The 19,346-nt window shown below is 75.2% G+C and carries 4 protein-coding genes; all 4 read left to right on the top strand.

Annotation, left to right across the window (positions count from 1 at the left end):
• Nucleotides 1-4,485, top strand: a 4,485-nt coding sequence (locus ACFWZ2_RS39820) for an amino acid adenylation domain-containing protein (protein WP_384554406.1), incomplete at its 5' end; no start/stop codon positions are given.
• Nucleotides 4,482-7,667, top strand: coding sequence for an amino acid adenylation domain-containing protein (locus ACFWZ2_RS39815; RefSeq protein ID WP_384554404.1), 3,186 nt, complete (start codon nucleotides 4,482-4,484; stop codon nucleotides 7,665-7,667). The genes ACFWZ2_RS39820 and ACFWZ2_RS39815, both read left to right, overlap by 4 nt.
• A gap of 45 nt (nucleotides 7,668-7,712) precedes the next feature.
• Nucleotides 7,713-18,209, top strand: coding sequence for an amino acid adenylation domain-containing protein (locus tag ACFWZ2_RS39810; RefSeq protein ID WP_384554403.1), 10,497 nt, complete (start codon nucleotides 7,713-7,715; stop codon nucleotides 18,207-18,209).
• Nucleotides 18,206-19,342 (top strand): 3,5-dihydroxyphenylacetyl-CoA synthase DpgA, encoded by a 1,137-nt coding sequence (gene dpgA / locus ACFWZ2_RS39805; protein WP_384554401.1) that lies wholly within the window; start codon nucleotides 18,206-18,208, stop codon nucleotides 19,340-19,342. Before ACFWZ2_RS39810 ends, dpgA begins: the two co-directional genes overlap by 4 nt.
• The last annotated feature ends 4 nt before the right edge of the window (nucleotides 19,343-19,346 follow it).

Raw genomic sequence — 19,346 nt, 5'->3', positions numbered from 1 at the left:
GAGAGGCACAGCACGTGCACAGGCCCACGCGTCGGACGTACGCCACCACGGCGGCGGGGGGGGGGGGCGTGGGCCGCGGGGACGGCCCCCGGCGGCCCCCCCCCCCCCGGGCCCCCCCGGCCGCGCGCCCCCCGGGGGCGCGTCGGCGCCGACGCGCACGTCCTGCTCCTCGTCATCCATCACATCGCGGCCGACGCCTGGTCGGTGCCGCCGCTGCTGCGCGACCTGTCCACCGCGTACGAGGCCCGCCGCGAGGACCGCGGCCCCGATCTGCCGCCGCTGCCGGTGAGCTACGCCGACTACACGCTGTGGCAGCACGAACTCCTGGGCGATCCCGACGACCAGGACAGCCTCTCGGGGCAACAACTGGCCCACTGGAAAGCCGCGTTGGAAGGCCTTCCGCAGGAACTCGCGCTGCCCTTCGACCGGCCGCGCCCGCAGACCGCCTCCCACCGGGGCGGATCCGTGCCGCTCGTCATCGACGCACACCTGCACGACCGGATCGGACGCCTGGCCCGCGACGGCGGCGCCAGCACGTTCATGGTCGTGCAGGCCGCCCTCGCGGCGCTCCTCACCCGGCTCGGCGCGGGCGAGGACATCCCCGTGGGGGCGCCGGTCGCCGGGCGCACGGACGACGCGCTCGACGACCTCGTGGGCTTCTTCGTCAACACTCTGGTCCTGCGCACCGACACGTCGGGCGACCCGACATTCCGTGAACTCCTCGCCCGCGTACGGGAGTCCGGCCTGTCGGCGTACGCCCACCAGGACCTGCCCTTCGACCGGCTCGTCGAGGCGCTCAACCCGCGGCGCTCGCTCGCCAGGCACCCGCTGTTCCAGGTGATGCTCGCCTTCCAGGGCGCGGCCGACGGCGACGCGCGGCTCGCCGGGCTGCGCGTGGCGCGCGAGCCGCTCGCCGCGCCCGCGGTCAAGTTCGACCTCTCCTTCGAGCTCGCCGAACGGTTCGCGCCGGACGGCACGGCCGCCGGGATCACCGGCACCGTCGAGTACGCGAAGGACCTGTTCGACGACGCCACCGCGGCCGGTCTCGCGCGCCGCCTGATACGCCTCGTCGACGCGGTGACCGCCGACGCCGACCGGCCCCTCAGTTCGGTCGACCTCCTCGAACCCGCCGAGCGCGAACGCCTTTCGGCCGACTGGAACGACACCCGCGCACCCGTCCCCGAGGCCACGGTGGCGCAGCTCTTCGCGGCGCGTACGGCCCTGGCGCCGCAGGCCACCGCGCTCGTCTCCGGCGACACCGAGCTGACGTACCGCGAACTGGACGCCCGCGCGGAGCGCCTCGCCCGGCGCCTCGCCGACCTCGGCGCGGGCCCCGAGCGCGTCGTGGGCGTCGCGCTCCCGAGGTCCGCCGAACTGATCGTGACGCTCCTCGCGGTGCTCAAGTCCGGCGCGGCCTTCCTGCCGCTCGACCCGCAACTCCCGGCCGAGCGCCTGGAGTTCATGCTCAAGGACGCGGACCCGATGTGCGTGGTGACGCGCGCGGACACCGCCGACGGACTGCCGACGGCGGGGCGCGCGCTGCTCGTGCTGGACGATGTGGCCGACCTCGCAGGCGTGACTGGTCCGGACACCCCGCTCGACCCCGGACCCGGCCACGCGCACCACCCCGCCTACGTGATCTACACCTCCGGCTCGACCGGACGCCCCAAGGGGGTGATGGTGACCCGCGAGGGGATCGCCAACCGGCTCACCTGGATGCAGGAGCGCTACCGTCTGACGCCCGCCGACCGGGTCCTGCAGAAGACCCCCGCGAGCTTCGACGTCTCCGTCTGGGAGTTCTTCTGGCCGCTGGTGCAGGGGGCGACGCTGGTCGTCGCCGCGCCGGAGGGCCACAAGGACCCGGACTATCTGGCCGACGTGATCCGCGTCCGCGGTGTCACCGTGGTGCACTTCGTCCCCTCGATGCTGCGCGCCTATCTCCAGGCACCGAGGGCCGGTGAACCCTCGCCGCTGCGCCGCGTGTTCTGCAGCGGCGAGGCCCTCTCGCGGGAACTGGAGGCCGCCTTCCACGCCACCGTGGACGCACCGCTCTCCAACCTCTACGGGCCGACCGAGACGGCCGTGGACGTCACGGCGTGGGACTGCCGCCCCGACGAAGCGACGGACGCGGGCGGCCGCCCGGTGCCGATCGGCGAACCGGTCGCCAACACGCGGGTGTACGTCCTGGACCGGCGGCTCAGTCTCGTACCGCCGGGCGTGGTGGGGGAGTTGTACGTGGCGGGCGTGCAGCTGGCGCGCGGCTATGTGCGGCGGCCCGGACTCACGGCGGAGCGCTTCGTCGCGGATCCGTATGCCGCGTCGTACGGCGCCGTGGGTGAACGCATGTACCGTACGGGCGACTTGGCCCGGTGGACCGCCGACGGGCAGGTCGAGTACGTCGGCCGGGTGGACGACCAGGTGAAGGTACGGGGCTTCCGCATCGAGCCCGGTGAGGTCGAGGCGGCGCTCCTCGGGCACCCCGAGGTGGCACAGGCCGCCGTGGTCGTCCGTGCGGACGGACCCGGGGAGCCCCGGCTCATCGGCTACGTCGTGCCGTCGGGACCCTGCGACCCGGCGGACGTGCGGCGCTCCGTGCGCGAGCTGCTGCCCGACTACATGGTGCCCGCGGCCGTCGTCCCGCTCGACGCGCTGCCGGTCACGCCCAACGGCAAGCTGGACCGCGCGGCGCTCCCCGCGCCCGACTTCACCGCGGCCCCCGGCGGCAGGACCGCCCGCACGGCGCGCGAACGCACCCTGTGCGGCCTGTTCGCCGAAGTGCTCGGACTGCCCGAAGTCGGCGTCGACGACGGCTTCTTCGACCTCGGCGGCGACAGCATCCTCTCCATCGACCTGGTCGGCAGGGCGCGCGCGGCCGGTCTCGTCCTCACCCCGGGAGACGTCTTCCGCTGCGGGACGGTCGCCGAACTCGCCGAAGCGGCCCGCGACACGGCCGACGCGAGCCCGCCCGCCGGGCCCGCGCCACTGGCCGCCACCGGCCCCCTGGAACCGACGCCGGTCATGCACTGGCTGCGCGAACGCGGCGGCCGCGCCGACGCCTTCCACCAGTCGGTCCTCGTATGGACCCCCGCCGGCCTCGACGAGGCGGGCCTGACCGCGTCGGTCGACGCGCTGGCCCGCCACCACGACGCGCTGCGGATGCGCCTGGACGTCGACGGCGCGCGCTGGCGTCCGTGGATCCCCGAAGCCGGGTCCTTCGACGCGGCGGGCTGCGTACGCCGCGTCGACGCGGCCGGTCTCGACGATGCGGGCCTGCGCGCCCGCGTCGTCGAGGAGACCGTGGCCGCCGAGGGCCGCCTGCGGCCGCGCGACGGGGTCGTACTCCAGGCCGTCTGGTGCGACGCGGGGCGCGACCGGCCGGGGCAACTCCTTCTGGTCGCCCACCACTTGGCCGTCGACGCGGTGTCCTGGCGGATCCTGCTCGCCGACCTCGCCGCGGCGTGGGAGGCCGTCGCCGCCGGACGCCGCCCGGTCCTCGCGCCCGTGGCGACCTCGCTGCGGAGCTGGGCCGCCGCCCTCGCGGAGCAGGCGCTGACGCCGCACCGGGAGGCCGAGCTGCCGCTCTGGACCGAGATCCTCAAGGAGCCCGAACCCGCCCTGGGCGGCCGCGAACTGGACCCCGGGCGCGATCTGGGCGAGACCGCCCGGTCCCTCACCGTCACCGTTCCTGCGCCGGACACCGAGCCGCTCATCGACCGGCTCCCCACCGCCTACCGCACCGACACCCCCACCGTCCTGCTCGCCGGACTCGCCCTCGCCGTCGGCGCGTGGCGACGGCGCGACGGCGGGCCCGGCGGTGGCGGCGTCCTGGTCGACGTGGAGGGGCACGGCCGCGAGGAGACGCTCGTGCCGGGCGCCGACGTGACCCGCACCGTGGGCTGGTTCACGACCCTGCATCCCGTACGCCTGGACGCGGGCGACAGCGACGCGGCGCACTGGGACGCCGTCCTGACCGGCGGCCCCGAGGCGGGCGCCGCGGTCAAGCGGATCAAGGAGCAGCTGCGCGCCGTGCCCGGCCACGGCGTCGGCCACGGCCTGCTGCGCCACCTCAACGACCGCACCGCGCCCCGGCTCGCCGCGCTCGCCCGGCCCCGGATCCTCTTCAACCACCTCGGGCGGCTCGCGGTCTCCCGGACCCCCGAACCCTGGCGCCCCGTCGCCACCCCGCAGGGACCGCCGCGCGGCACCCCGGGGCTTCCCCTGTCCCACGCCCTGGAGATCACCACGCTGGTCGAGGAGGACGGCGCGGAACCGCGACTGCGGCTCACCCTCTCCTGGCCCGGCGGCCTGCTGACCGAACCCGACGTGGCCGGACTCGCCCACACCTGGCTCGACGCCCTGCACGCGCTGGCCCGGCACGCCGGGCGGCCGGAGGCGGGCGGCAGGTCGCCGTCCGACCTCGCCCTCGTCTCGCTCAGCCAGGAACAGATCGAGCGGCTCGAAAACACCTGGAGGACTTCGCGGTGAGCGCGGAAATCGAAGACATCCTGCCGCTGTCCCCGCTGCAGGAAGGGCTGCTCTACCACGCCCAGCACGGCACGCCCGGCGCGTCGGGCACCGTGGACGGCTACGGCGTCCAGCCCGCCCTGCGCCTCGCGGGCCCGCTGGACCACGCCCGGCTGCGCACCGCCTGCCGGGCCCTGCTCGCCCGGCACGCCAACCTGCGCGCCGCGTTCCTGCACGAGGACCTCGACCGGCCCGTCCAGCTGATCGCGGCGGAGGTGGACACCCCCTGGCGGGAGCACGACCTGCGCGACCTGCCCGGCGCGGACGGGACGGGCGACCACGAGGACGGCACGGCGGGCGCACGCGAAACCGCGGCCGCCCGGCTGCTCGCCGACGAACGCGACCGCGGCTTCGACCTGTCACGGCCGCCCCTGCTGCGCTTCACGCTCATCCAACTCGCCGACGAAGAGCACCTGTTCGCGCTCACCCACCACCACATCCTGCTCGACGGCTGGTCCGTCCCCGTCCTCGTACGCGAACTGCTCACGCTCTACGCACACCACGGGGACCCCGCGTCCCTGCCCCGGGTCCGGCCCTTCCGCGGCTATCTGGCCTGGCTCGCGGGCCGGGACGGGGCAGCGGCGCGGGCCGCGTGGACGGCGGCGCTCGCGGGCATCGAAGGGCCGACCAGGCTCGCCCCGGACACCCGCCCCGACCCGGCCCCCCAGGTGTCCGCGCACCTCACCGCGGAACTCGACGAGCACCTCACCAGAGAGCTGCGGGCCCGCGCGGCGGCGGGCGGGCTCACCCTCAACACCCTGATCCAGGGCGCCTGGGGGGTGCTCCTGCACAAGCTGACCGGACGCGACGACGTGGTGTTCGGCGGCGTCGTGTCGGTGCGGCCGCCGGAACTGCCCGGCGTGGCCGACATGGTCGGACTGCTCATCAACACCCTGCCCGTACGCGTGCGCGTCGAGCCCGGCGACAGCCTGTCCGCCGTCTGCGCCCGGTTGCAGGACGAGCAGTCCCGGCTGATCGACCACCAGTACATCGGGCTCGCCGAACTCCAGCGCATCGCGGGCAAGGGCGAGTTGTTCGACACCGTCGTCGTCCACGAGAACTACCCGGTCGCCGCCGCCCCCGACGACCCGCACGCGCCGGGACCGCGCGTCACCGGCACCGAGGACCAGGGCGGCACGCACTACCCGCTGGCCCTGATCACCCACCCCGGCGACCGGCTCAGGCTGCGCCTGGACCACCGCGCCGACCTCTTCGGCACCGCCACCGCGCGCGACATCCTGGACCGACTCGTACGGATCCTGGAGACGGCGGCGACGGACCCCGGCCGCCGGGTGGCCCGCACGGACGTCCTCTCGGCGAAGGAACGCGGACGCGCGCTCACCGACTGGGGCCGCGGCGCGTCCCCGGCGGGCGCCGGCCGGCCGCTCGCCCCGAACCTGTCGGAACTCTTCGCCGCCCGCGTGGCACTCGACCCCGACCGGATCGCCGTCGAGGACGGGCAGACCCGCCTCACCTACCGCGAACTCGACGTGCGCGCCGAGGCGTTGGCCCGCGAACTGGTGCTGTGCGGGGCGGGTCCCGAGCGCCGCGTCGCCGTCGCCATGGAGCGTTCGGCGGATCTCGTGGTGGCGCTCCTCGCCGTCGTGCGGACGGGCGCCGCCTATGTGCCGATCGACACCCGCTGGCCCGGCGAGCGGCGCCGGTTCATCCTGCGCGACACCGGGGCGAACGTGCTGCTCCCCGACGCGTGGGCGCCGCGCACCCTCACCGAGGACGACGGCGCCCCCGCGCCCGCCGCCGGAACGCATCCGGACGCCCTCGCGTACGTGATGTACACCTCCGGTTCCACGGGCCTGCCCAAGGGCGTCGCCGTCACGCACCGCGACGTCATCGACCTCGCGACGGACTCCCGGTTCACCGGCGGCGCCCACGAACGGGTCCTGCTGCACTCCTCGCACGCCTTCGACGCCGCCACGTACGAGATCTGGGTGCCGCTCCTGAACGGCGGCCGGATCGTGGTGGCACCGCCCGGCGGGCTGACCCCGCCCGTCGTCAAGGAGCTGATCGCCGAACACGGCCTGACCGGCATGTTCCTGACGATCGGTCTGCTGCGGGCGCTCGCCGAGGAGGCGGCGGACTGCTTCGGCGGGCTGCGGGAGGTGTGGACGGGCGGCGAACGCGTGCCCGCCGAGCCGCTGCGCGCCGTGCTGTACGCCTGCCCGGGCACCACCGTCGTCGCCGTGTACGGGCCGACCGAGACGACGACCTTCGCCACCTGCCGGGCCTTCGCCCCCGGTGACCACGTCCCGGACACGGTGCCGATCGGCGGCCCGATGGACCGCACCCGCACCTATGTCCTCGACAGCTCCCTCGGCCTCGTACCGCCGGGCACGGTGGGGGAGTTGTACGTGGCGGGCGCGGGCCTGGCCCGCGGGTACGCGCAGTGGCCCGGCCTCTCGGCGGAGCGCTTCGTCGCCGACCCGTACGCCGCCTCGTACGGAATGCCCGGTGAACGCATGTACCGCACGGGCGACTTGGCGCGCTGGACCCCCGAGGGGCAGCTGGAGTTCGCGGGCCGCGCCGACACCCAGGTCAAGGTGCGCGGCTTCCGTATCGAGCCGGGCGAGGTCGAGTCGGCGCTCCTGGCACAGGCGTGGATCGGGCAGGCCGCCGTGGTGGTCCGCGAGGACAGACCGGGCGACCGGCGCCTCGTCGCGTACGTGGTGCCCGGCGGCGGCGTCACGCGTGACCGGATCGATGCCGCACGGGTCACCGAGGAGCTGGCCGGGCACCTGCCGGGCCACCTGGTGCCCGCCGCGGTCGTCGTCCTCGACGCGCTGCCGCTGAACGTCAACGGCAAGCTGGACCGCACGGCGCTCCCCGCCCCCGGGCATGCCACCGCCACGGGCGGCCGCGCGCCGCGCACGGAGCGGGAACGCGCCCTGTGCGGCCTGTTCGCCGAGGTGCTCGGCCTGCCCGATGTGACCATCGACGACAGCTTCCTCGCACTCGGCGGCGACAGCCTCCTGAGCATGCGCCTCGCGGGCCGGGTCCGTGCCTCCCTCGGCGTGGAGCTCCCCCTGCCACTGCTGTTCAAGCACCCGACGGTGGCATCCCTGGGACCGCACCTCGCGCCGCCGGGCAACGGCCCGCAACGCCCCACGCTGAGACGTATGCGCTGACCCGCCGCCCCCCCACACACACCTTCCGCACCGAGGAGAACCTGAGTGATCCCCCTTTCGTTCGCGCAGCGGAGGCTGTGGCTGACCGGGCAGCTGGAGGGCCGCTCGGCGACGTACAACATCCCGCTCGGCCTGCGGCTGTCCGGGGCCGTGGACCGTGCGGCCATCGGGGCCGCGCTGCGGGACGTCGTGGGGCGGCACGAGAGCCTGCGGACGCTCATCGGGCGGACCGGCGGCGAACCCTGCCAGGTGATCCTCGACGCCGACGACGCGCGTGAACTCCTCACGGACCTGACCGGCGCGGGCACCCTCGACGCGGCCGAACTGGCCGCGTCCCTGGCCGAGTTCGTGGCCTACGAGTTCGACCTCACGGTGGAGGTGCCGCTGCGGGCCTGGCTGTGCCGCACCGGACCCGACGAGCACGTCCTCACCCTGGTCGTGCACCACATCGCGGCCGACGGCTGGTCCATGGGCGTCCTGCTGCGCGACCTCGGCGACGCGTACGCGGCCCGGCGCGAGGGCCGGGCCCCCGCCTGGGAGCCGCTGCCCGTGCAGTACGCGGACTACACCCTGTGGCAGCGCGAACTGCTCGGCGACGAGGCCGACCCGGACAGCCTGGTCGCCCGCCAGCTCGCCTTCTGGCGCGAGCGGCTCACCGGCGCCCCCGAGGAACTGGCCCTGCCCGCCGACCGCGCGCGGCCGCGGATCGCGAGCCGCCGCGGCGGCACCGTGCCCCTCACGATCGGCCCCGACCTGCACGCCCGCCTCACCGCCCTCGCCCAGGACCTCGGCGCGAGCGTCTTCATGGTGCTGCGCGCCGGACTCGCCGCCCTTCTGTCCCGGCTCGGCGCGGGCGACGACATCCCCATCGGCACCCCGGTCGCGGGACGCCCCGACGAGGCGCTGAACGATCTCGTCGGCTGCTTCGTCAACACCCTGGTGCTGCGCGCCGACACCAGCGGCGACCCGGCGTTCGCGGAGCTCGTGGGGCGCGTACGGGACGCGGACCTGGCGGCGCTCGCGCACCAGGACGTGCCGTTCGAGCGGCTCGTGGAGGCCCTCAACCCGACGCGCTCGCTCGCCCGCCACCCGCTGTTCCAAGTGATGTTCGCCTTCGAGAAGTTCACCGGCGCCCTGTCGGGGCCGCTGCCGGGCCTCGACGCCGAGCCCGTCCCCCTCGACCTGCCCGTCGCCCACTTCGACCTCTCCTTCGACCTCACCGAACGGCACGACGCACAGGGCCGCCCGGCCGGCCTCACCGGCACCCTCGGCTACGCCACCGACCTGTTCACCGCCGGCACCGCCCGTCTCGTCGCCGAACGCTGTGTCCGCCTCCTCGCGGCCGCGGCGGACGACCCGGCACGCCCGCTCTCCGCCCTCGACCTGCTCGCCCCCGCCGAGCGCGCACAGCTCATCGCCGAGGGCCGGGCGGGCCACGACCCGGCCGCACGGCCCGACACGGTCACGCGGCTCTTCGCCGAGCGCGCCGCCCGGCACCCCGAGGCGACCGCCGTCGTCTGCGGCGACACCCGGCTCGGCTACGGAGACCTCGACGCGCTCTCCGACCGCCTCGCGCACCGCCTGCGCGCCCGCGGCGCGGGACCCGAGCGGCTGATCGCCGTCCGCATGGAGCGCTCGGCCGACCTCGTCGTGACGCTCCTCGCGGTCCTCAAGACCGGCGCGGGCTACGTCCCCCTCGACCGCGGCACCCCCGACGCGCGCACCCGCTTCATCCTCGCCGACACGCGCGCCGCCCTGCTGGTCACCGACGACGTCGCGGGCCTGCCGCGGGATCTGGACATCCCCGTGCTCGACGTGACCGCGCCGCACGACGAGGACGACACCCGACAGGCACCGCCGCCCGCCGCCGTCCACCCCGGCAACACCCTCTACGTGATGTACACGTCCGGCTCCACGGGCCGCCCCAAGGGCGTCGTCACCCCGCACGCGGCCGTCGCGGCGTTCGCCTCCCACCGGCGCTGGCTGGCCGAAGGCGGCCTGGACGGCGTCCTGTTCCATGCCAACCACGCCTTCGACGCGTCGACGTACGAGGTGTGGGTGACGCTCGCACATGGCGGCCGGGTGGTCGTCGCACCGCCGGGACCCCTGACCGGCGCGGCGGTCGCCGAGCACGTGGCCCGGCACGGCCTGACCCACGTCCATGTGACCGCGGGCCTCTTCCGCGTCTGGGCGGAGGACGAACCGGCGATCTTCAAGGGCCTGCGGGAGGTCACGACCGGCGGTGACGTGGTCTCTGCCGCCGGGCTCCGCGAGGTGCTGCGGGCCTGCCCCGGCACCGTGGTCACGGCGGCGTACGGCCCCACGGAGACCACCGCCTTCGCCACGCTCAGCACCTTCACCACGGACCCGGACGGCGTCCCGAACACGGTGCCGATCGGCCGCCCGATGGACGGCATGCGCGCCTACGTCCTCGACGGCCGCCTCGCCCTCGCACCGCCCGGTGCGGTCGGCGAGCTGTACCTGGCGGGCAGCGGGCTCGCGCGCGGCTACGCCAACAGGGCGGGCCTGACGGCGGAGCGCTTCGTCGCCGACCCGTACGGGGCCGCGGGCGAGCGCATGTACCGCACCGGCGACCTGGCGCGCCGACTGCCCGACGGACAGCTGGAGTTCGCGGGCCGCGTCGACGACCAGGTGAAGGTGCGCGGCTTCCGCATCGAACTGGGCGAGGTCGAGACCGCGCTCCTCGGCCACCCGGGCGTCGCCCGCGCCGTCGCCGCCACCAAGGACGACGCCTCCGGCGACAAGCGCCTGATCGGATACGTCGTTCCGGCGCGCGACGGCGACGCCGCCGCGCCGCCACTGGACACCGACGCGGTCCACCGCCACGTCAGGGCCGTGCTGCCCGGTCACGCGGTGCCGTCCGCCGTCGTACGGATCGACGCACTGCCGCTCACCGCGAACGGCAAGCTCGACCGGGCCGCGCTGCCCGACCCCGGACCGGCGGCCGCCCGTCAGGGGCGGGCCCCCAGGTCCCCGCGCGAGCGCGCGCTGTGCGCCCTGTTCGCCGAGGTGCTCGGCCTGCCCGAGGTGAGCATCGACGACAACTTCTTCGCCGTCGGCGGCCATTCGCTGCTCGCCACCCGCCTGGTCGCCCGGGTGCGGTCCGCGCTCGGCGCCGACCTGGACATCGCCCGGCTCTTCGCGGCGCAGACGGTGGCGGCCCTGGCCGCCGAACTCCCCGAGGACGGCGGCCCGGCACGCCCGCCCGTACGCGCCGCGCACCCCCGCCCCGACCGGCTTCCGCTCTCCTTCGCCCAGCAACGCCTCTGGTTCCTGGGCGAGTTGGCGGGCCGCTCGGCGACGTACAACATCCCCGTGGTCGCCCGGCTCACCGGCCGGGTCGACCGCGCGGCCCTCGAAGCCGCCCTGCGGGACGTCGTCGCCCGGCACGAGAGCCTGCGGACGGTCGTCGGACGGTCCGGGGACGAGCCCTTGCAGCGGGTCCTCGACCCGGCCGAGGTGGGCGGACTGCTCTCCTCGGGGACGCCCGGCGACACCGGCCACGACGCGCTGCCGGACACCGCGGCCGGGCACGAGTTCGACCTGACGGCGGAGGTGCCGCTGCGGGCGTGGCTCCGCGCAACGGGACCCGACGCGCACGAACTCGCCCTGGTCGTCCACCACATCGCGGCCGACGGCTGGTCCATGGGCGTCCTGCTGCACGACCTCGGCGCGGCGTACGCGGCCCGGGCCGAAGGGCGGGCCCCGGACTGGGCACCGCTGCCGGTGCAGTACGCGGACTACGCGCTGTGGCAGCGGGAGCTGCTCGGCGACGAGACCGACCCGGAGAGTCTCCTCGCGCGGCAACTCGCCTTCTGGCGGGACGAGTTGGATGACCTGCCTGAGGAGGTGGCGCTGCCGGTCGACCGGCAGCGGCCCGCCGTGGCGAGCGGGCGCGGCGGCACCGTGCCGCTGCGGCTGTCCGCCGCGACGCACACACGTCTTGCGGAGCTTGCGCGGGACGCCGGTGCGAGTGTGTTCATGACCGTGCAGGCGGCCGTCGCCGCGCTGCTCGCCCAGCTCGGCGCGGGCGATGACGTGCCGGTGGGCACGGCGGTGGCGGGGCGCACGGACGACGGACTCGAAGGGCTCGTCGGGTTCTTCGTGAACACGCTGGTGCTGCGCACGGACGTGTCGGGGGATCCGACCTTCCGGGAACTCGTCGAGCGGGTGCGCGATGCGGACCTGGCCGCGTTCGCGCGCCAGGACGTGCCGTTCGAGCAGCTGGTGGAGGCCCTCAACCCGGCCAGGACGGCGGCCCGGCACCCGCTCTTCCAGGTCATGCTCGGCTTCCAGCACGGCGCGGCGCAGGCGGAGTTGAGCCTGCCAGGGGTGCACGTCGAGCCCGTCGCCGCCAGGCCCGCCGCGGCCAAGTTCGACCTCTCCTTCGACCTCACCGAACAGTTCACCGCCGACGGCACCCCCGCCGGTCTCGACGGCAGCCTCGGCTATGCCGCCGACCTCTTCGACCACGCCACCGCCGAACGTATCGCCGCCCACCTGTGCCGCCTCGTCGACGCCGCCGTGGCCGCCCCCGACCTGCGGCTCCGCGCCCTCGACGTGCTGGACCCCGGTGAGCGCGCCCGGCTGCTCGCCGACTCCGAAGGGGCCGGGCAGCACCTCCCGGACACGAACGTCGCCGACCTCTTCGAGGAGCGGGCCCGCAAGGACCCGGCCGCCACGGCGGTCGTCGACACCGACGGCACCGAGCTGTCGTACGCCGCGCTCGACGCCCGCGCCGACCGGCTCGCGCGCCGCCTCGTCGCCGTCGGAGTGGGGCCCGAGCGGCCGGTGGCCGTGCTGATGGAACGCTCGGCGGACCTGGTCGTCGCGCTGCTCGCGGTCCTCAAGGCCGGTGGCGCCTATGTGCCGCTCGACGGCCGGTGGCCGCGGTCGCGGCTCGACCACATCCTCCGCGACACCGGGGCCGCCGTACTCCTCACGGACGACGAACCGGCCGAAGTGCCGCCGGGGGACGGCGACATCGTGCACGTCCGCGTCGGCGGGAGCGGGCCCGACGCGGACGGCGGCGGGCGCGGGTGCGGGCCGCGCGGCGGGTGCGGCGTCGGGCCCGACGGGCTGATGTACGTGATGTACACGTCCGGCTCGACCGGGCGGCCCAAGGGCGTCGCCGTCAGCCACCGGGGCGTCGTGGGCCTGGCCGCGGACCGCCGGTTCGCCGCCGACGCGCACCGCCGTGTGCTCTTCCACTCGGCGCACGTCTTCGACGCGTCGACGTACGAGATCTGGGCGCCCCTGCTCGCGGGCGGCACCGTCGTGGTGGCACCGCCCGGCGAGCTGAGCCCCACGGTCCTCGAACGCGCGACCGGCGAGCGGGGCGTCACCGCGCTGTTCCTCACCATCGGGCTCTTCCGGGTGCTCGCCGAAGAGGCGCCGGGCTGCTTCGCCGGGCTGCGCGAGGTGTGGACGGGCGGCGAACTCGTCCCCTCCGTGGTCGTCGAACGGGTCCTGCGGGCCTGCCCGGAGACCACGGTGATCGACGTCTACGGCCCCACGGAGGCGACGACGTTCGCCACCTGCGACGCCGTCACGGACGCGGACCTCGACGAGGTGTCCCCGCCGATCGGGCGGCCGATGGACGGCACCCGCACCTATGTCCTCGACGCGGGCCTCGGCCTCGTGCCGCCGGGCGTGGTGGGGGAGCTGTACGTCGCGGGCACCGGTCTCGCACGCGGCTACGCGCACCGGCCGGGCCTCTCGGCGGAGCGCTTCGTCGCCGACCCGTACGCCGCCTCGTACGGCGTCGCGGGTGAACGCATGTACCGTACGGGCGACTTGGCCCGCTGGACGTCCGACGGGCGCATCGACTTCGTGGGCCGCGCCGACACCCAGGTGAAGGTGCGCGGCTTCCGCATCGAGCTCGGCGAGGTCGAGACGGCACTCCTCGCCCACCCGGACATCGCGCAGGCGGCGGCCGTCGTCCGCGAGGACCGCCCGGGGGACCGGCGGCTCGTCGGCTACGCGGTGCCCGTCGCGGGCACGGCACGCGAGACCGTCGAGGGCACGGACCCCACCGGGCTCACCGGCGGCCTGCTGCCCGACTACATGGTGCCCTCGGCCGTCGTGGCCCTGGACGCGCTGCCGCTCACCGTCACCGGCAAGCTCGACCGGCGCGCCCTGCCCGCGCCGGACCTGACGCCGGCGGCGGCCGGGCGCGCGCCGCGGACACCGCGCGAGGAGACGCTGTGCGCGATCTTCGCCGATGTCCTCGGCGTGCCCTCGGTCACCGTCGACGACGACTTCTTCGCCCTCGGCGGCCATTCGCTGCTCGCCACCCGCCTGGTCAGCCGGGTGCGCTCCGCGCTCGGCGTCGAGCTGCGGATCCACACGCTCTTCGACCACCCCACCGTCGACGCGCTGGCCCGGCGGCTCCCGGCCCCCGGCGCGGTGCGCCCCGCGCTCGGCGTACGGGCCCGCCCGGACCGGCTCCCCGTGTCGTACGCCCAGCAACGCCTGTGGTTCGTGGGGGAGTTGGCGGGCCGGTCGGCGACGTACAACATTCCGATGGCCGTGCGCCTCACCGGCGACGTGCACGTCCCGGCGCTCGCGGCGGCGCTGCGGGACGTGGTCGCCCGGCACGAGAGCCTGCGCACGGTCTTCCCCGCGTCCTCCGGCGGGGTGCCGCACCAGCGGGTCCGCGCCGCCGACGAGGTGGGCGAGCTGCTCCCGGTGGTGCCGGTGGACCCCGGCGACCTGCACCGCGAGCTGACCGCCCGCGCGGACCAGCCGTTCGATCTCGGTGCCGAACTGCCGGTCAGGGCCTGCCTGTTCCGGGTCGCGCCGCGCGAGAGCGTCCTGCTGCTCGTCGTGCACCACATCGCCGGTGACGGCTGGTCGGTGGGGCCGCTCGCACGCGACCTGGGCGCGGCGTACGCGGCCCGGGCCGAGGGCCGGGCCCCGGGGTGGGAACCGCTGCCGGTGCAGTACGCGGACTACGCGCTGTGGCAGCGGGAGCTGCTCGGCGACGAGGCCGACCCGGAGAGCCTGCTGCACGAGCAACTTGCCTTCTGGCGCAAGGAATTGAAGGACCTGCCGGAGGAGGTGGCGCTGCCGGTCGACCGGCAGCGGCCCGCCGTGGCGAGCGGGCGCGGCGGTACGGTGCCGCTGCGGCTGTCCGCCGCGACGCACGTGCGCCTCGTGCGGCTTGCCCGGGACGCGGGCGCGAGTGTGTTCATGGTGGTGCGCGCCGGTCTTGCCGCGCTGCTCGCGCGGCTCGGCGCGGGCGATGACGTGCCGGTGGGCACGGCGGTGGCGGGCCGTACGGACGACGCGCTGGACGATCTGGTCGGGTTCTTCGTGAACACGCTGGTGCTGCGCACGGACGTGTCGGGGGATCCGGCCTTCCGTGAACTCGTCGTGCGGGTGCGGGAGTCGGACCTGGCCGCGTTCGCGCACCAGGACGTGCCGTTCGAGCAGCTGGTGGAGGCCCTCAACCCGGTGCGGTCACCGGCCAGGCACCCGCTGTTCCAGGTCATGCTCACCCTCCAGAACGCCGCCCGCGAACCCCTTGAGCTGCCGGGCCTGCGGGTCGAACCGGTCGCGCCGGGGGCGAGCGCCGCGAAGTTCGACCTCTCCTTCGACCTCACCGAACAGTTCACCGCCGACGGCGCCCCGGCGGGCGTCGAGGGTGGACTCACGTACGCCGCCGACCTGTTCGACCGCGCCACCGCCGAGGCCCTCGCGGACCGCTGCCGCCGGCTGCTCGACGCCCTCACCCGCGACCCCGGCCTGCGCGTGACGGACGTCGACCTGCTCACGGCGGACGAACGCGCCCGCCTCACCGCCCAGGGCGACGGCGGAACCACGCAGGGGGCGTGGGGCCACCGCGGCGTCGCGGCGCTCTTCGAGGAGCAGGCCGCGCGGACCCCGGAGGCGACCGCCGTCATCGGCGACGACGGCGTGACCCTGACCTACGCGCGGCTCAACGCCGAGGCCAACACGATCGCGCACCGCCTCATCGCCCACGGCGTCGGCCCAGAAGACGTGGTCGCCGTCGTCATGGAGCGGTCGGCCGGGCTCGTCGCGGCCACCCTCGCCGTGCTCAAGGCGGGCGCCGCCTTCCTGCCCGTCGAGCCCCATCTGCCCGCCGAACGCGTGGAGTTCATGTTCGCGGACGCCCGGCCCGCCTGTGTGCTGACCCGCGCATCGGCGGCCGGTGCGGTGCCGGACACCGGGCTGCCGCGCATCGACCTGGACGAAGAGCTGCGGGGCGGCCCGCGGGACCCGGGCGACCCCGCCGACCCGGACCGCGTCCGGCCGCTGCGCCCCGCCCACCCCGCGTACGTCATCCACACGTCCGGTTCCACCGGCCGCCCCAAGGGCGTCGTCGTCGCACAGCACGGCATCGTGAACCGGCTGCGGTGGATGCGCGAACGGTCCCCGCTGACCGGTGCCGACCGGGCCCTCCTGAAGACGCCCGCGAGCTTCGACGCGTTCGTGCCCGAACTGCTCGGGCCGCTGATCGACGGCGCCGCGCTGGTGGTGGCGCGGCCCGAGGGGCACCGGGACCCGCACTACCTCGCCCGCCTGGTCCGCGACCGGCGCGTGACCACGGCGACGTTCGTGCCCTCGATGCTCCAGGCGTTCCTCGACACGCCGGAGGCCGCCGCATGCGGCGCGCTGCGGCGCGTCCTGAGCGGCGGCGAAGCCCTCGCGCGGCGGACCGTCACCGCGTTCGCCGCCACGCTCGACGCGTCCCTGACCAACTGTTACGGCCCGGCGGAGGCGTCGGTGGACGTGCTGGTGGGGGACTGCCGGGCGGCGGCGCCGGACGCCGACACGGGCCCGGGCCCGGTGCCGATCGGCGAGCCCGTCGCCAACACCCGTGTGTATGTTCTAGATCGACGGCTCGGTCTCGTGCCGCCCGGAGTGGTGGGGGAGTTGTATGTGGCGGGAGTGCAATTGGCGCGTGGATATGTACGGCGGCCCGGACTTACGGCGGAGCGCTTCGTCGCGGATCCGTATGCCTCCTCGTACGGCATGGCGGGTGAACGCATGTACCGCACCGGCGACTTGGCGCGGCGCCTGCCCGACGGGCGCATCGAATTCCTCGGCCGGGCGGACGACCAGGTGAAGGTGCGGGGCTTCCGCATCGAGCCGGGCGAGATCGAGGCGGCACTCCTCGGCCACCCCCAAGTGACGGCGGCCGCCGTGGTCGTCCGCACGGACGGCCCGGGAGACGCGCTGCTCGTCGGCTACGTCGTGCCCGAGCCCGGTGCGGCGTGCGAGGCCGCCGACCTCAGGGACCACGTACGGGCCACGCTCCCCGAACACATGGTGCCCGGCGCGGTCGTCGTCCTCGACGAACTGCCGCGCACGGACGGCGGGAAGATCGACCGGCGGAGGCTGCCCGCACCCGACCTCACCGCTGCCTCGCGCGGCCGCGCCCCGCGCACCGCCCGCGAACAGGCCCTGTGCGGACTCTTCGCCGAGACCCTCGGCCTGCCCGCCGTCACGATCGACGACAGCTTCTTCGACCTCGGCGGACACTCCCTGCTCGCCGCCCGCCTGGCGGGCCGCATCCGCGCCGTCCTCGGCGCCGAAGCGGGCGTACGGACCCTGTTCGAGGCGCCCACGGTCGAGTCCCTCGCCCGCCGCCTCGCGGGCACACCCCCGGCGCGCGGCGCCCTCGACATGCTGCTGCCGCTGCGCGCCGCGGACCCCGAGACGGCACCGGGACCGGACGCGGGCGGCGAACCCCCGCTGTTCTGCGTGCACCCGGGCGCCGGACTCAGCTGGTGCTACGCGGGACTGCTGCGGCACATCGCACCCGACGTACCCGTCTACGGCCTCCAGGCGCGGCTGCTCTCGGAGGGCGGCGGCCCGCCCGCGTCCCTCGCGGACATGGCACGCGACTACGCCCGCCGCATCCGCGACATACAGCGCTCAGGCCCCTACCGACTGCTCGGCTGGTCCATGGGCGGCACCCTCGCCCACGCGGTGGCGACCCGGCTCCAGGCGGAGGGGGAGGGGGTCGAACTGCTCGCACTCCTGGACGCGCGGCTCACGGGGGCGGCAGGCGGACCGCAGGACGGCGCTTCCGGCGAGGACGACACCGCCGCAGCCCTCCGCGAAGGGCTGCGCGAACTCGGCCACGACCTCGGCACCGCCGACGGCGCGAGCGCCGCCTTGAGCGTCGCCGACGCCGCCCGCTTCCTCGTCCGCAACGACCCCGAGTTCGCCGGGATGGAGGAGAGCACCGCCCGGGCGATGGTCGAACTGACGCTGGCGGGACGGCGGCTCGCGCGCGAGCACCGCCCCGACGTGTTCCGCGGCGACGTCCTGTTCTTCGAGCCGCGCGACGCCCCCGCCGGGTCCTCACCGGCGCGGGCCTTCGCCCCCCATGTGGACGGGCGGATATCCGCGTACCGAATCGACTGCACGCACAAGGGGATGATGCAGCCCGAACCGCTGCGCGACATCGCGGCCCGGGTCTCGCACCACCTCCACACGAAGGGACGGAACAACAAGGTGCTGCCCGACGCGGTGGGTGCGCGGTGAACGCCGCGGCCCCCACAGGCCTGCTGGCCGGAATACGTCCCCGCATCCTCGACGTGGCCACCGCCACGCCACCCCGGTCCTACTCCCAGTCGGACGTCCTCGACCTCTACGGCATCACGGACCCGCGCATCCGGTCGCTCTTCACCAACAGCGCGATAGAACGCCGCAACCTGACGATCCCGCCCACCGACCCGGCCACCGGCAGGCCGCGCACGGAGAGCCAGGGCGAACTCCTCGCCAAACACCGGGAGACCGGCATCTCCATGGGGGCCGCCGCCCTGGAGAAGTGCCTGAAGAAGCTCGGCGCGTCCGTCGACGACGTCGGCTATCTGATGTGCGTGACGAGCACCGGCTTCCTCACCCCCGGCTTCTCCGCGCGGCTCATCCGCGAGATGGGCCTGCCGCGCACCTGCGCCAGGGCCGACATCGTCGGCATGGGCTGCAACGCCGGGCTCAACGCCCTGACCGCGGTGGCCGGTTGGGCGAGCGCCCACCCCGGACAGCTGGCCGTCATGCTGTGCGTCGAGGCGTGCTCGGCCGCGTACGTCTTCGACGACACGATGCGCAGCGCCGTGGTCAACAGCCTGTTCGGCGACGGCGCGGCCGCGGTCGCGCTGCGGGCCGACGAGGACGGGACGACCGGCGAGGGCGGGCCGTACACCGCGGGCGGCGCGCCCGGTGACGACGGCGGCGGCCCCGAGATCCTGAAGTTCGCCGCGCTGCTGATCCCCGAGGCGCTCGACGCGATGCGCTACGACTGGGACGACGACCAGGGGAAGTTCAGCTTCTTCCTCGACCGCGAGGTCCCCTACGTCGTCGGCGCCAACGCCGAACAGGCCATCGACAACCTGCTCGCGGGCACCGGAGTGCGCCGCACCGACATCGCGCAGTGGGTCGTGCACTCCGGCGGCAAGAAGGTCATCGACTCCGTCATGGTCAACCTCGGCCTGACGCGGCACGACCTGCGGCACACCGTGAGCGTGCTGCGCGACCACGGCAACCTCTCCAGCGGCTCCTTCCTCTTCTCCTTTTCGCGGCTCCTGGACGAAGGCGTGGTGCGCCCCGGCGACTTCGGCGTCCTGATGAGCATGGGTCCCGGTTCGACCATCGAAACCGCGCTGGTGCGGTGGTGACATG

Source organism: Streptomyces sp. NPDC059002, assembly GCF_042740435.1.
In the GTDB taxonomy this organism is placed as follows: Bacteria; Actinomycetota; Actinomycetes; order Streptomycetales; family Streptomycetaceae; genus Streptomyces.
Note: the sequence above shows the minus strand (reverse complement) of the source record. Positions and strands in the feature narration are given on the sequence as shown.